Source organism: Vibrio sp. 10N.222.52.C3, assembly GCF_041474195.1.
Taxonomy (GTDB): domain Bacteria; phylum Pseudomonadota; class Gammaproteobacteria; order Enterobacterales; family Vibrionaceae; genus Vibrio; species Vibrio crassostreae_C.
This window is the reverse complement of the sequence record NZ_JBFRTQ010000002.1, coordinates 40,393-55,640: the sequence shown is the minus strand read 5'-3', so window position 1 is coordinate 55,640 and position 15,248 is coordinate 40,393. Positions and strand designations below refer to the sequence as shown.

At 44.3% G+C, this 15,248-nt stretch carries 6 protein-coding genes; 2 read left to right on the top strand and 4 right to left on the bottom strand.

Features of this window, described 5'->3' with window-relative positions:
• Nucleotides 1–31: 31 nt before the first annotated feature.
• Nucleotides 32–10,600, top strand: a complete 10,569-nt coding sequence (locus tag AB4517_RS00435) for a tandem-95 repeat protein (protein ID WP_372147678.1) — start codon at nt 32–34, stop codon at nt 10,598–10,600.
• Nucleotides 10,601–10,687: 87 nt separating this feature from the next.
• On the opposite strand, the gene AB4517_RS00430 is transcribed toward AB4517_RS00435, so the two are convergent.
• Together AB4517_RS00430 and AB4517_RS00425 are read right to left on the bottom strand one after the other, a co-directional pair.
• Entirely contained in the window at nt 10,688–11,881 is a 1,194-nt protein-coding gene (locus AB4517_RS00430; protein ID WP_017059708.1) for a class I SAM-dependent methyltransferase, read from the bottom strand.
• A 128-nt stretch (nt 11,882–12,009) separates the two neighbouring features.
• Nucleotides 12,010–13,413: a methyl-accepting chemotaxis protein gene (locus AB4517_RS00425; RefSeq protein ID WP_102319806.1), complete on the bottom strand. Its 1,404-nt coding sequence runs from the start codon at nt 13,411–13,413 to the stop codon at nt 12,010–12,012.
• A gap of 88 nt (nt 13,414–13,501) precedes the next feature.
• On the opposite strand from AB4517_RS00425, the gene yccX reads away from it, so the two are divergent.
• Complete coding sequence (yccX, locus tag AB4517_RS00420; RefSeq protein WP_017059706.1) at nt 13,502–13,789, top strand: acylphosphatase; 288 nt, start codon at nt 13,502–13,504, stop codon at nt 13,787–13,789.
• Between the two features lie 59 nt (nt 13,790–13,848).
• Here the strand turns inward: yccX and AB4517_RS00415 are convergent, their stop codons facing one another.
• The gene (locus AB4517_RS00415; RefSeq protein WP_017057205.1) at nt 13,849–14,178 is read right to left on the bottom strand and encodes a TusE/DsrC/DsvC family sulfur relay protein; all 330 of its coding nucleotides are present in this window, start codon (nt 14,176–14,178) and stop codon (nt 13,849–13,851) included.
• Nucleotides 14,179–14,338: 160 nt separating this feature from the next.
• Nucleotides 14,339–15,004 (bottom strand): Bax inhibitor-1/YccA family protein, encoded by a 666-nt coding sequence (locus AB4517_RS00410; RefSeq protein ID WP_017057206.1) that lies wholly within the window; start codon nt 15,002–15,004, stop codon nt 14,339–14,341.
• Nucleotides 15,005–15,248: the final 244 nt, after the last annotated feature.

The following is a 15,248-nucleotide window of genomic DNA, read 5'->3' as shown; positions in this document are numbered from 1 at the left end:
AGGCACGAACAGTGGCGATTACCAGATGGTGATGACCGACGGTTACGGCTCGACAGCGGAAGCGACGGTGACCCTGAAAGAGAGCAACGTGAACGAGGGCCCAGTAGCGATTGATGACACATATGAAACTCATAGTGAGACGCTGCTCTTCTCTGAGTCCTTTGAAAACATGACAAACACAGGTCGTTGGACAGTAGTAACTGGCGACGAACTGGGTGATTGGGAAGCAACAAATGGTCTAGAGATTCAGCGTGACGGTCTCATAGCTGAAGCGACAGACGGTGACTACCTCGCTGAGCTTGATGCTCATCAAAACACCGCGATCACAACAAGTATTAATACGTCAGACCAAGATAGCGTTCGTGTTGAATTTGATTACAACCCTCGACGAGACGGTAATTCATCTTCTGACATGACGTTTAAAGTCGGTGACACGTTAGTTACTGTTCACGCCGATGGAACTCTATCGGGTGCCGACGGACTTAATGTCCAAATAGGGCAACCTGACGCAAATGGTTGGTATAAGATCACGGCTGAGTTCGAAGTCCAAGGGGACGTTACGGACCTTACATTTGCAGGCGCTGGTGCTTCAGATAGCTACGGTGCGTTGTTAGATAACATTACAGTGACAGGTATTAATCAATCTAAACTTGTTACTGCTGAAGACACGTCTATCACGATTTCTTTTGATGAATTGTTGGCGAATGATACTGACATTGATGGTGATGAGCTCTCAATTGTTGTGGGTTCAATTACCTCCGCGACTAATGGTGAGCTGTTTGTCGACTACACAAACAATACAATTACATTCACACCGGATACCGACTATAACGGGGAGGCAACTTTTAAATATAAAGTGACCGATGGGAACGGTGGGGAAGACGAAGCAGAAGTTACGCTTAATATCACTCCTGTGAACGATGCACCAGTGCTGATAGGTGATTTGTTGGGTGAAGTGGATGAAGAAGGCAGCTACACCATTACGGCTGAGGACCTAGGCTACACGGACGTTGATGATACTGACACAGGTGTGACCTTCACGGTCGGCAACGCGAGTGACGGCATAATCTTAGTCGGTGGTGTTCCGTCGAACCATTTCACTGTGGCGCAGTTGGCGGCGGGTGAAGTGACGTTCAAACATGACGGCAGTGAAACCACGTCAGCGTCGTTCGATGTGAACGTTGAAGACGGCAACGAAGATGGTAGCACACCGGTAGCCAGCACTTTCAACTTGACGGTGACGCCAGTGAATGATGCGCCGGAACTAACAGGCGATTTGGCGGCGGAAGTGGATGAGGCAGGCAGCTACACGATCTCGGCAGCTGACTTGGGTTATACAGACGTTGACGATACAGACACAGGCGTGACCTTCACGGTCGGCAACGCGAGCAACGGCACAATCTTAGTGAACGGCGTCGCGTCAAGCAGCTTCACGGTGGCGCAGTTGGCGGCGGGTAAAGTGACGTTTAAACATGACGGCAGCGAAACTACGTCGGCGTCTTTCGATATTAACGTTGAAGACGGCAACGAAGATGGCAGCACACCGGTAGACAGCACGTTCAACTTGACGGTGACGCCAGTGAATGATGCGCCGGAGCTGACAGGCGATCTGTTGGGTGAAATGGATGAAGCAGGCAGCTACACCATCACGGCGGCAGATCTTGGCTACACGGACGTTGACGATACGGACACAGGCGTGAGCTTCACGGTCAGCAACGTGAGTAACGGCACAATCTTAGTGAACGGCGTCGCGTCGAGCAGCTTTACGGTGGCGCAGTTGGCGACGGGTAAAGTGACGTTTAAACATGACGGCAGCGAAACCACGTCGGCGTCTTTCGATATTAACGTTGAAGACGGCAACGAAGATGGCAGCACACCGGTAGACAGCACGTTCAACTTGACGGTGACGCCAGTCAACGATGCGCCTGTAGCCATCAGTGATTCTTACAAAAACGTTCAAGAAACCATATTGCTCACTGAGTCATTCGAAAATATGGCAAACCCAGCGGGTTGGACGGTTGTTTCTAAAGACCCATCAGAGGTATGGGACTTTACTAATGGTATAGAGATTGAGCGAGACGGCTTAATTGTTGATGCTACCGACGGTGATTTTTACGCAGAGCTAGACCCACATAAAAACACGGTGATGACGACATCAATTGATACGTCGGATCAAGACTCTTTGAGGGTAGAGTTCGATTATAACCCTCGCCAAGACGGCAACTCGTCGTCTGATATGACTTTTACTGTTGGGAATACAACTATTACGCTGCATGCGGATGGAACAGTGACTGCTCCAGAAGGCATTTCTGTAACACTAGATGGTCCGGATAACAAAGGTTGGTATCAAGCAAATGCTGAGTTTGATGTTAGTAGTGATGCTACTTTAATCGCTTTTGCTGGTGCGGGTAAATCTGATTCGCTTGGTGCGTTCATCGATAACATTACAGTTACCGGAATAGATGCACCCAAACTCATAACGGAAGAAGATCAGGCTCTTACTATTAGTGGTAGTGAGCTGCTAGCCAATGATTTCGATGTTGATGGGGATGACATAACCATTTTTTCTGTCAACGCAACCGATGCTACAAACGGTTCTGTTCAGCTGATAGATGGCAATGTCGTGTTTGAACCTAACCAAGACTTCAATGGTGAAGCGACTTTCGAATACACCATTGTTGATACTCATGGTGAAAAAAGCACTACGACAGTGACCGTTAATGTAACACCAGTAAATGATGACCCTATCGCGAACGATGATTCAAGAGAATTAGGTGATAACCTGATCGTCAATGGTAGCTTTGAAGACTATGAATCGGTATCAAATGCCGGTTGGGGTTCTCGAATCGACCAACTAGATGGTTGGTCCTACGATGCAAGAACTGGTGCTTTAGATTCAGTTCAAGAAGGCTATGCTGTTGATGAAACAGACGGCGATCGTATGATTGATATGGAAGGTAACGGTGACAATGTAACCCTTACCCAACAAATTCAAGGTGTGGAAAGCGGTACCCTATACCAACTGTCTTTTGATACGGCAATGTACGAAAGATTGCCGAGTGCTGAGCTTGAGGTCATTTGGAACGGCGAAGTCATTGCTACGATCACCCCTGAAAGCAACATAATGCAAACTCAGTTATTGGAATTATTAGGTGGTAGTGGAGATGGTTCAAATACCCTTTCATTTAGAGAAGTTGGCACTGAAGGCGACAAGAGTGGGACTTATCTAGACAATATCAAATTTCAAGAAGTGATTAAAAATCTTCAGACACAAGAAGATGTAACTCTCGATATACCTAGTAGCGAGTTACTTTCGAATGACTCTGATGTTGATGGTGATACGTTAATCATTTTAGATAGTTTAGTGATTGATCCAACATACGGTCAGGTTGAGTTAGTTGAGCTACAAGATGGTTCTCAGACCGTTCGTTACACTCCAGCGGATGACTTCAATGGTATCGCTACGTTTACTTACACAGTTTCTGACGGTAAAGGTGGTACTGATTCCGCCGTGGTTACGATTAATGTCACTCCAGAAAATGATGCTCCAATATTTGTCAAAGATGGAGTGCCGATTGGCGATACTGATCAAATAAGTGTATCGACTAAAGAGGATAACTCTGTATCTGGTAAGGTTACTGCAACCGATATTGACGACACTGACCTGACTTACACGGTGAGCCAACCTACAAACGGTAGTGTTGAGATCGACCCTGAAACGGGCGAGTGGAAGTACACTCCGAACAACGAGTTTGATGGAGATGATTCATTTGTTGTTGCCGTGTCGGACGGTAACGGTGGTACAGATACGGTTGTAGTGAATGTTGATGTATTACCTGTTGCTGAGCTAACAGTTACTGCTGGCCAACCAGTGACAGAAGCAGAAGATGCTTTCTTATCATTTGAAATCAACCTAGATGAGCTTGTCTCTGAGAACGTTGGTCTTGCTCTTACACTAGGGTCGGCAGGGGATACTGCAACTAAAGGTGTCGATTACGAAGACAAGATCTACGTTAAAGATGGACAAGATTATAAAGCGCTTTCAGATCAGGAGCTTGCCGATCTTATTATTGCTAGCGGCTCTGATAGCTTAGAAGTCTTCATCAAGGTTCTTGATGATAAATTGCTTGAGGGTGAAGAGACTGTAACTCTAAATGCTAGCTCAACTAGTGAGTTTGTTGAAAATGACAAACAGGACTCAGGTACAGCTAAGATTGTCGATGAGACAGACACAAACGACAAAGATACCGTTACAGTTGGGCTGACTGGTCCCGATTCAGTTATTGAGGGTGATAAGACAAGTCCATTTACGATTACGCTAAGTGAGCAAGTGCCTGAAGATAGTGTGGTTACTCTTCAGTACTCTTACACAAATGCGAGCAATGAAGATATTGTTGAAGTTATAACTGTAAACGTAGACGCAAATACAAATACAGCGACCTTTGAGATTCAAACTGAACAAGACAACGAATACGAAGTTGGACAAGAGTTTAACGTTAGTGTTGTATCCGTAACCCAAGATGGTACCGATGTATTTGAGAAGCTAGATACTTCTAGTGCTGATAAAAATGTAGCTATTGACGATAGCCATGATAACCCGCCAAAAGCTGAAGACTTCTCTATTTCTCTCAATGCAGATGGCTCTTCGCAAGTTATTTTCGATACCGGGATGGGGACTATCGAAGGTGATGGTACAGACCATATTTCTGATAATGAAGATGATAACGATAATGACGCAGATACAAATCTCGGCGTGATCATCACAGAGCTGCCTGATTCAGGAACTCTTTACTATGTCGATGGTAATAACAAGGTTGAAGTGGTAGTTGGGCAGACGTATGCAGATCCTAACAACATCGTTTATGAAGATGACCAAGAATCAACGGGCTTCTTCTTAGGTGTTGATGATACATCCACATTAGATAAAGGCCCTCATAGCACTGCAGAGTTCCATAACTGGGGTGATGAAGTAGATGCGTATACTCGCGAACTGAAGTTTGATAATGGTGATGTCGTCACCATTACCTCGGAAGGTCGAAATAACGTTGACGCTAAGCCTTTAGTGCAAAACAACAGTCAGCAAGGCCATATGGGTTTCGGTATTGCATCGACTAATCGCGGTATTCACCAAGACGAGGCGATCAACATTGATTTCTCTTCTCGTCCAGCGGACTCAGTAACGGTTGGTCTAAGTGGTTTGGGTGGTTGGTTTGCCCCAAATGCTGATGATAGTGTTCAATCAAGAGCTGAGATTACAGTCACCTTTGATTATGGTAATGGTGTCACAGAAGACAAAACCTTCCTTTATGATGACACCCACAATAATCAAAATGTCACGATTGTCGCTCCTGAAGGTGCTGAGATTGTTTCGGTGGAAGCAAGCACACAAGGACCAGGTAACTGGGAGCTGACTTCTCTTGAAGCTAAGGCGTCAGATTCATTCGAATATAAAGCGGTAGACAGTGATGGTAACGAAAGTGAAGTTAAGACAGTTACTATCGATAAGTCTGGTGACCTGAATGCGAATAACGATCCGCAAGGCTTCGAAGTTAAACTGGGTGAGTTCAGTGAAGACAACGACTCTCCATGGTCAGCCGAAGGCGCTGAGCTAAATGCTAGCTTCAATGGCCAAGATAAAGACTTCGCACACAGCGGCATTAAGATTGGTGTTGCCGGCAAAGTAGGTGGATTGGGTGCTCAGATTGAATATGATCGTGCAGAGCAGCAATCTGAGAAGTTTGAAATCAACTTAGATAGCCCTGCTACTCAGTTTACATTTTCAGTATCTAACTTGTTTAAAAACGAAGGTAATGACGGTGATTTCACTGATAACCATGAACAAGGCAGTTGGGTAGCGTACCTCAATGGCGTAGCGGTTGCAGGTGATACGTTTATTGCTGAAGACGGTAACAATAAAGGTACTTACGAAATAACACCGCTTGGTCCTGATGGTACTCCAATCGCGTTTGATACTGTGGTATTTGAAGCAACTGAGTATTCCAACCAAGCAACGAATGATAATGATGCGTCAGATTACTTCCTAACTGGTTTTAAAGCCTCTAGTGAAGGCGCGTATGCAGTGAATCAAGGCGGCATTCTTGAGATTCCAACATCGAAGCTTGCTGGCATTATCGGTTCTGAGCTTCTAAATAACGATATCGATTCAGATGGCGACAATCTACGTATTACCTATGTATACGGTGAAACGGAAGGTAATGCGTATATCAAAGACGGCATCGTATACTTTGATTTAACTGGCGATGATTTTGTCGGTGAAACAACGTTTAAATATCAGGTTACTGATGATAATGGCCAAATCGCGAGTGCTGAAGTTAATGTTATCGTCAACCCTTTACCGACTCCTTCTAGTGTTGCGTCTGTAGACCTGCTAGCAGACTCAGTAGTTGAAGGTGATGATCTTGGCTTTAAAGTAATTCTGGATTCAAGTGCACTTGTTGAGTCTGTATTGGACGTTACTTTTGGTAAGAACACGGATGCTGCGAATGATTCGGGTGAAGAAAAAGATCTCGACTTGAGTCAGGTTCGTTTTACTAATGGCGTCACCTATGATCAGCAAAGTGGAAAACTGATTGTCCCAATTGGAGTGAAGGACTTTGCAATCTTGATTCCGACAATTGATGACAGTCTCCATGAGATCGCTGAAACCTACACCGTGACTGTTGATGGTGAATCTGCAGTGGGCAGCATTACTGATAACGATGAAGCTCCAACTATCGATACAGTGAGCAACGCGGTTAATCCAAATAATGAACAAGTAATTGAAGGCGATGTAGCTGTCTTCACCGTGAACCTAGTTAACACAAGCAGTCAAGAGACTCAATTCGACTGGTCGTTAAACTCCGGTTCTGCCGAGCTCGGTGATAACAAAGATTTCACCGACAACGTAGAGTTCACTGAGGGAGTGACGCTTGTTAATGGTCAGCTTGTTGTGCCTGCGGGAGTAACGTCGTTTGACATCAAGGTACCAACTAACGAAGACGGCATTGATGAGTTAAATGAGAACTTCACGCTCGAAGTGGGTGGTAAGCAAGGTATTGCGACGATCATTGATAACGATGAAGCACCGCAAGCACAGGACTCACATGTCATTGGCGATGAGGCACAAGCCCAAGGTTCATCGATTACGTTTAAGTGGGCCGATTTCAATGTTTCTGACGCAGATTCTAGTGAATTGTCGATTGTTATCACTAGTGCTCCAGGTGCGGGTGATATGTATCTGTACAACGAATCTACTGATGAATGGGTTCTGTTAAATACTGAAACGATTGGTACAGGAGTATCAGTAAGCCAAGAGCAGATTGAACAAGGTTTCTTGATATTCAACCCAGTAAGCTATGAATCAAGTACATTAATGTCTGATGAAGAGAATGTAGCAACTGGCAATAATCAGCAAGATTATGCGGAGTTTAACTACCACAGTTCTGACGGCATCAACATCAGCTCTAGTACGACGATGTCGATTGATATTCGCCCTGATACGACACTTGCCAAGTTAGTTGTAGAAACACCAAATGTAGATTTAGATGAAGGTTTTAAGTTAGAGCAATGGGAAAACCTAGACTTTGATTACAACAATGGTAGCGGAGTGGCTCCAGACCTTGTTGAACAAGCAATCGAGTCTGCAGGTGTTGCCAACTCTTCAGAAGTTACACAGGCGCCAGACTTTGGCACTCAGAACTCTCCAGCTATCGAAAACATTTCGAGCAAACTTACTGGTTTAGTATTCCTAGTTGCTGGTGAGTCATACGTGTTTAGTGGTCATGCAGATGATTCATTTAGACTTGAAGTCGGTGGTGAAACCATGGCCTCTCAAACTTGGGGTGGAGGTGGTACCTATGAGTCTTCAGCCTTTGTACCATCGGCATCAGGTTGGTACACAATTACTGCATTCCACGACAACGAGGCTGGTCCAGGTAATGCCACTATCAGTGTCGCAGTTGGTGGCAATGAACCCGTAGACTTTAACACGGACAACTTTGATATTGTTCCTGATGTAAGTTCGCTTGAGGATAAAGTTAATATCGGGACACAGGTTGAACATGAATCCTTAGAGGGTGGTTATTACCCAGCGTTCGATATTAATGAAGGGCTGGAAGATACCTTTATCAATGTCTCTAAGATCACTACGCAGCTTGTTGATACCGATGGCTCAGAGGCGTTGAGACTCGTCGTGTCTGGTTTGCCTGAAGGTTCAATTGTTAAACTTGGAAGCCAGGAGCTTGTTGTTAATGCTGATGGTGAAGTAGACATATCTGCTTGGCTAACCTCAAATGGTACTGCGGAAACAGTGCTCGCTGATCTGATGATTCAGGTTGATGAACCAGGCACTTATAGCGTTAAGATTGAAGCGATTTCAGACGAGATTGTCGGCGATACCAGTGAGATTTCGAACGGGGCCTTCAACCTAATTGTCCATCCAGTACCTGTTGGACCAGATGCTGAAAGTAAGGAAGCCTTTGGACAAGAAGATACTGTTTTAGTGCTATCGATTGATGATTTTGGGATTGAGTCTGGCAACGACCTAGTGATAACTCAACAACCACTCGATGGAGCGTTGGTGATTAATCTTGGCACTGTTCAAGATCCAAATTGGCAGCCACTAAACTCGACTCAGATTACATCGGCTCAATTAACTTCAGGCGTGATAGGCTTTAATCCAGATGCTAACGAATCTGGTTATGACGGCTTCAATGTTGAAGGTGTAGGCAATAAATCTAATGACTACGCTGAAATTAAGTTCAAGGCTGTAAACGAGAATGGTACGTCAGAAGAGCATACGCTTACGGTAGATATTACGCCTGTGGCTGACGCTCCTGTTGTTACTATTACTATTGGTGATTTAAAAACAATTCGAGTGGAACCTAGCTTCGATACATCTGATGAACAGGCCATTAAAGATCTATTTAATAATGGCACTCTACTAGAAATGGGTAACACGGGTAACATTGTTGAGGGGCTCACCTCTAGTGGAGACTTGATTAATAACGCTGATACTACTGATGATCGTACTGACAAAGATGATTTGTTTATCGCGAAAGATCAGCGCAATCCAGATGATGTAGCATTGTCTCCCGCCCACTTTGTCGGTGATGTATCGGCGGGTACACAGGGAAGTGATACATTTATAGGAAGTGCTTATAATGACCACTTTGACGGAGGCATAGGCTCAATCGATGATCCTAACCAAGTCGACAGTGTTATTTATACAGGGGATTTATCAGATTACGTTTTACGTTGGTTCCCTGCAGATGATCATAGCGAAGTTCCATATTGGATTGTTGAAGACAAACGTTTCATTGATACGGCCGACCAAGTAGGTGCTAGTGATAAAGAAGCTGGTGATCACCTTTATGAGATAGAGCAGATTGTATTCAAAGATACGATCGTGAGTTTGGATAATGAATCTGGTACTTATCAAATTCTAGAAGAGCAAGTTCTACCGATTGATGTGTCAGTTGCGCTTGTTGATGTCGATGGAAGCGAAACCTTAAACGACAAAGTCGAACTAACCGGGATTCCTTCAGGGTTGAAACTGTATGTAGATGGGGTACTGCAAACGCCAGTCAATGGTACAAGTAATTACATACTTGCACTTGCTGTTGATGCAGCTGGAGTTGTGGGGACGGTAAGTGCTCAATTAGTATTCCCGGCGGATTATACTGGAAATCGTGATTTTGGTATTACAGTTGAAGCAGTTAGTGAAGAGCAATATGTTACGGGAGCGGACAAATTTGCAAGCTCTACGGCAACTGCAGAAATTGAGGTTCCTGAGCCCGTAACACCAACCACGATTAGTTCTTCTGGAGATGTCACCGACACGATTACCGTAGATGGAGCTGACCTTCAATGGCAGAAGCATCAATTCTCTGCTGGGAATACAGAAAATGAGAGAACATCAACGTTTGATAATACAAACACCGATTACCTTGTTGATGTTGGCAAAGGTGGTGATTACGTTCAACTAGGAGGTGGAAACGACACGGTTTACCTTGGGGGGAGTGAGTCATTAGCCAAGAACCCTAAAGACGGTGCGGCTGAGCGTGATGATTTTGTATCGGAAGGCGATAGTTATAGACCAAGTATGAATAAGAATGACAGCATCGATATTGCTTTCACTGGTGACGGTAACGATACAGTTTACGGACAAGCAGGTATCGACGCTATCGATGGTGGTACTGGTAATGACTACTTAGATGGTGGGAGTGGTGATGACGCACTTAAAGGTGGAGTTGGTCAAGATACGCTGATTGGTGGTCTCGGAAACGATATCCTTATTGGTGGTGATGACGCTGATATATTCAAGTGGGTTGATGGTGATTTAGATGGAAGTACCGATCGAATCTCCGATTTTAGCATCGCGGAAGGAGATAAGGTTGATTTGTCTGACTTATTTGCTGATGCGCCAACTCAACAACAAGTCACTGAGTTGTTAGACAACATCGAGGTTGAAGGAGGCGAAGTTAACTCCGCCATGGTTGTAGAAAAAGATGGGCAGCAAGTTAAAATTGAATTTGATGGCCTCTCCGCTGCAGACTTGACGAATAGTTTGTCTGACATCCTAGTTATTAAAGACGATTGAGTTTGCTGATACTAATAAAAAACCGAGATTGAAGAATCTCGGTTTTTTATGAACTGTAACGCTGTTTCTTAGACTGGTAATTTGTATTTAAAGAACCTTACAAGCAAAACCTTTCAGGTAGAAACCTTCTGGGTAGGCTGTGTCTGTTAGATGATCGGCTGCTTGCTCGAAGCGCTCGACGAACTTAACCGTTCGGCCTGCATCTAATGCTGCATCAGCGATGATTTTTTGGAACAAATCAGTACCCATTAAGCCAGAGCAAGAGTAGGTGAGTAGAGTGCCGCCTGGTTTCAGGATTTGCATTGCAAGCATGTTAACGTCTTTATAGCCGTTGGCGCCTGAAGTTAGGTTATTCTTGCTTGAAACAAATTTTGGCGGATCCATAATCACTACGTCAAACTTAGTGCCTTGATCACGGTACTCACGAAGCAGTTTGAAAACGTCAGCGTTTAGGAATACAGCGCGCTTTTTCGAGATATCAAACTCATTAAGTTCAGCGTTGAATTTAGCGGTATCAAGAGCAAGTTGAGATACGTCAGCGTTGATAACACGCTTCGCGTCGCCTTTAAGTGCGTAAAGGCCAAAGCCACCTGTATATGAGAAACAGTTAAGGACATCTTTGCCTTTAACGTACTTCATCGATTCTTTGCGGCTATCACGTTGGTCCATGTAGAAGCCTGTTTTGTGGCCTTCCATAATGTTCACGCTGATTTTAACGCCATTTTCTTCAATCACGATAGATTTTGGTGGCTCTTCACCATGAAGAACGCCGACAACTTGTTCTAGGCCTTCTTTCTTACGAACTGCCACGTCTGAACGCTCGTAGATGTTGCAGTCAGGGAAGCACTCGATTAACGCTTCAACCAATACGCTTTTGTTAAACTCAGCGCCAGCACTTAGCAGTTGGCAAACAAGAAAGTCTTGGTATTTGTCGATTGTGATACCTGGTAAGCCATCAGACTCTGCGGCCGTTAGGCGGTAGCCCGTTAGACCATCACGTTCGATAATGTCTTCTCGTAAAGACTGTGCGTCTTGAATTCGTTTTACGAAGAACGCCTTGTTGATCTCTTCTTTTTCAAATGTCCAAACACGAGCTCGAATTTGAGATTCTGGTGAGTAAGCCGCTTTTGCAAGCCACTGACCATTTTGAGCATATACGTCTACAGTTTCACCTTGTTTTGGTTCGCCTTCGACCTTATCGATACCGCGTGAAAATACCCAAGGGTGTTTGCGGCGTAGTGATTTATCTCGGCCTTTAGCTAGATGAATTGAAGGAGTCATAATTTACTCTGTTTGTTGAATTTGAAGGAGGGGTATTGTCGGGGAAGTGCAGGTGAAAAGCAAATAAGAAAGGGCTGCAGAAGCAGCCCTAGTAATGATTAATCAACACATTGTGGTGGATATCAGTATTAAGCTTTAAGACCTGTCAGCAAACCTTCCATCGTATCGCTTTGTTTACGAAGTTGGTCAACATTGGAATTACTCTTACTGATCATCTCGCAGATACTGTCTGACTGATGACGAATCTCTTCAACACTCTGTGCAATGTTGTCAGCGACTACGCCTTGTTCTTCAGCCGCGGTAGCAATTTGAGTGCTGCTATCTGAAATAGACTGGTTTTTTTCCGCTAATGAACCGATCTCGACGTTCACTTCTGACATCAGTGTTTGGCCTTCGTTAGCATTGTTCACCGTGACTTCCATCAGCTTGGTCAGTGATTGACTGTTACGTTGTAATGATTCAATCATGCTTTGGATTTCAACCGTTGCTTGCTGAGTACGACCGGCAAGGGCACGAACTTCATCGGCAACAACAGCAAATCCACGACCTTGCTCGCCAGCACGTGCGGCTTCGATAGCTGCGTTCAACGCTAACAGGTTAGTCTGTTCAGAAATACCGTTGATGGTTGTGACTACTTCATCGATCTGCGCCGCGTTGGCATCCAGTTCTTCTACTGCTTGTGAAGCGGACTGGATCTCTTGAGATAGGCTAGAGATAGACTCCAGTGTATTTGAAACCTTGACTTGACCGCTCTGAGCAACGCCGCGAGCGTCCATCGTTTGTGAGCTAGACGCATGAGCAAGGGTAGCGACTTCGCGAATGGTAGCCGCCATTTGTTCCGTTGCACTTGCTAAGCTATTCAGGTGTTCTTGTTGGTTACCTGAGATGTCTGAACTTTGTTGTGTTGACTGGTTCAAGTCCGAGCTGATCTGCTGCATGAGAGCGACAGACTCTTGGATTGATAGAACCATGTTTTGTTCACGCTCCGCAACTTTATCGATTGTAATCGCGATTTCACTGAACTCGTCACGAACTAAGAAGTAGTTCATGCGGCAAGTTAAGTCGCCATTCGCAAGCGTGTTCAGAGCTTTGTTCATAGAGAACATCGCGCCGCCAATAAAGGTCATGATGTAGTAAACACCTAGTGCGATAAGCGTTAGGGTTACAGCGATGATAGAAACCTGAGTCGTCGATAGAGCAGACCAAAGGTTTTGGTCATGGTTAGCAACTAGGCTGAACGCTCCATTCATCACTGAAACAGAACCAGCACCGTAGCCTAAAGAGATGGTTTCAGAGCTGCTGACAAGCTGAGCTACTTGATCTTTAGTGAGTTGACCCGCTTCGATAAGCCCTTTCATCAAGAGCATTTCTTCTTGATAAAGGTGAGCAAGTAAAGAGTCAGCGGCACTATCTAAAACGAGAGTTAATATAACCAGGGCGAGAAGAGGCAATAAGAAGAGTAGATAGAACTTTTCTTGGATTTTTAGGTGAATGAGATATTTGTCAATCCAACGAAATGGGATTTCTTTCATAATCGTTATACTCGAAGTAAGTCCACCAATAAGCGGTGAATGAATAGAAACTCGACTATATCATTCATATAATTTATGAGGCAACGTTATGGAAAGTTCACAATATATTTTTGTCGTGTCAGGCGTAGTTCAATGTGTTGGGTTCCGTTACCACACCAGTAGGCAGGCGCAAGCTATGGGTCTCTCAGGTTATGCAAAGAACTTAAATGATGGTCGAGTTGAAGTGTTAGTTGTCGGAGAGAGTCAGCAAATTGAGAAATTACATGCTTGGCTCTATATTGGCCCTTCGAGCGCAACAGTAGACAACGTTGTGATGCATCAAGTTAAAGATAGTGAGCGCCAAGACGTACGCATAGGGGCGTTTAAAATACTGTAGTTGTAGCACTACAGTATTTTATATTGAACGTAACTTAATGACCTAAAGCGGGTTAGGTTTTACAAGCACTTTGCTGGTTTAGGTAAACCGGCGAGCTTGGTCGCTTGTTTTGCAGGGCCTTTTTTGAATAACTTGAAAAGGTACTTACTATTGCCTTTTTCTGGGCCGTGAGCTTTTTCCATTGCTTTAACGAGCATGCGAACCGCTGGTGAGGTGTTGAACTCTTCGTAAAAGCTCCTTACAAAATGTACGACTTCTAAGTGTGCATCTGTAAGTTCAATCGCCTCGTCTTGAGCAAGAATTTCAATCATGCCTTCTTCCCATTGCGTGTAATCCAATAGGTAGCCTTGAGCGTCGGTTTCGATTTGCTTGCCGTTATATTCAAACATGTTTAATCCAGAATCCAATTAACTATGCGGATAGGGTACATGACCAAGTTTGTCTTTCTCAACAGAAATTGTAGCTATCCAATGAAATATCGTACTTATAGATACAAAAAAGCCCAAGAGGTAGGCTCTTGGGCTAGATATTCTTCAATGATGGGAACGATTAGTCGTCGCTGCCCATGATGCCTAGGATGCTTAGTAGGCTGATGAAGATGTTGTAGATCGATACGTACAAGCTGATCGTTGCAGAGATGTAGTTTGTTTCACCGCCACGAATGATGTTTTGCGTTGTAAGCAAGATAACACCAGTCGAGAACAGGATGAACATACCGCTCATTGCCAATGATAGTAGAGGCATTTGTAGGAAGATGTTTGCAACCATACCTACAAGTAGTACTACGAAACCCGCTAATAGCATGCCATTAAGGAACGACAGGTCACGCTTAGTTGTTAGTGCGTAAGCTGATGCGCCCATAAACGCCAGTGCTGTACCGCCAAGTGCAGTTAGGATGACATCACCCATGCCTGCGCCAACGTACATGTTTAAGATTGGACCGATGGTGTAGCCTAAGAAACCTGTAAATAGGAATGTGAAGACTAGACCCATGCTGTTGTCACGGTTCTTTTCTGTTAGGAAAAGTAGGCCGTAGAAGCCAACTAGCATGATAATAAGACCCGGGCGAGGAAGGTTCATCGCCATGGATACGCCTGCTACAACAGCAGACCAAAGTAGTGTCATAGACAGTAATGCGTAGGTGTTACGCAACACTTTATTGGTTTGCAGAGCACTTTCTTGAGATGCTGTGCGTGAAAACATAGGGCTGTTCATAATCTTCCTCGTAAGGTGACTTCAATAGTTATTAGTACATTTATTGGGGTGAAAGTTCGAAAAATCAAGTCTCTCATTCCTCTTGTATACGTAAAATAATAATCAAAATAGTCGGTTAAGTGTTTCTGAAGGTGTAACAAAGTATTTCTTAAAGTGCAGTTAAGGTTCGTTGTTCAATTTTAATCGCACTGAATCGCTGTTTATAATCTTGAAAAACTAATTATAACACTGAAAACAAAGAGGC

What these genes read in the sequence shown, in the direction of transcription:
- AB4517_RS00435 (WP_372147678.1), top strand. Translation starts at nt 32, where the DNA reads ATGACCGACGGTTACGGCTCGACAGCGGAAGCGACGGTGACCCTGAAA.
- AB4517_RS00430 (WP_017059708.1), bottom strand. Translation starts at nt 11,881, where the DNA reads ATGACTCCTTCAATTCATCTAGCTAAAGGCCGAGATAAATCACTACGC.
- AB4517_RS00425 (WP_102319806.1), bottom strand. Translation starts at nt 13,413, where the DNA reads ATGAAAGAAATCCCATTTCGTTGGATTGACAAATATCTCATTCACCTA.
- yccX (WP_017059706.1), top strand. Translation starts at nt 13,502, where the DNA reads ATGGAAAGTTCACAATATATTTTTGTCGTGTCAGGCGTAGTTCAATGT.
- AB4517_RS00415 (WP_017057205.1), bottom strand. Translation starts at nt 14,178, where the DNA reads ATGTTTGAATATAACGGCAAGCAAATCGAAACCGACGCTCAAGGCTAC.
- AB4517_RS00410 (WP_017057206.1), bottom strand. Translation starts at nt 15,004, where the DNA reads ATGAACAGCCCTATGTTTTCACGCACAGCATCTCAAGAAAGTGCTCTG.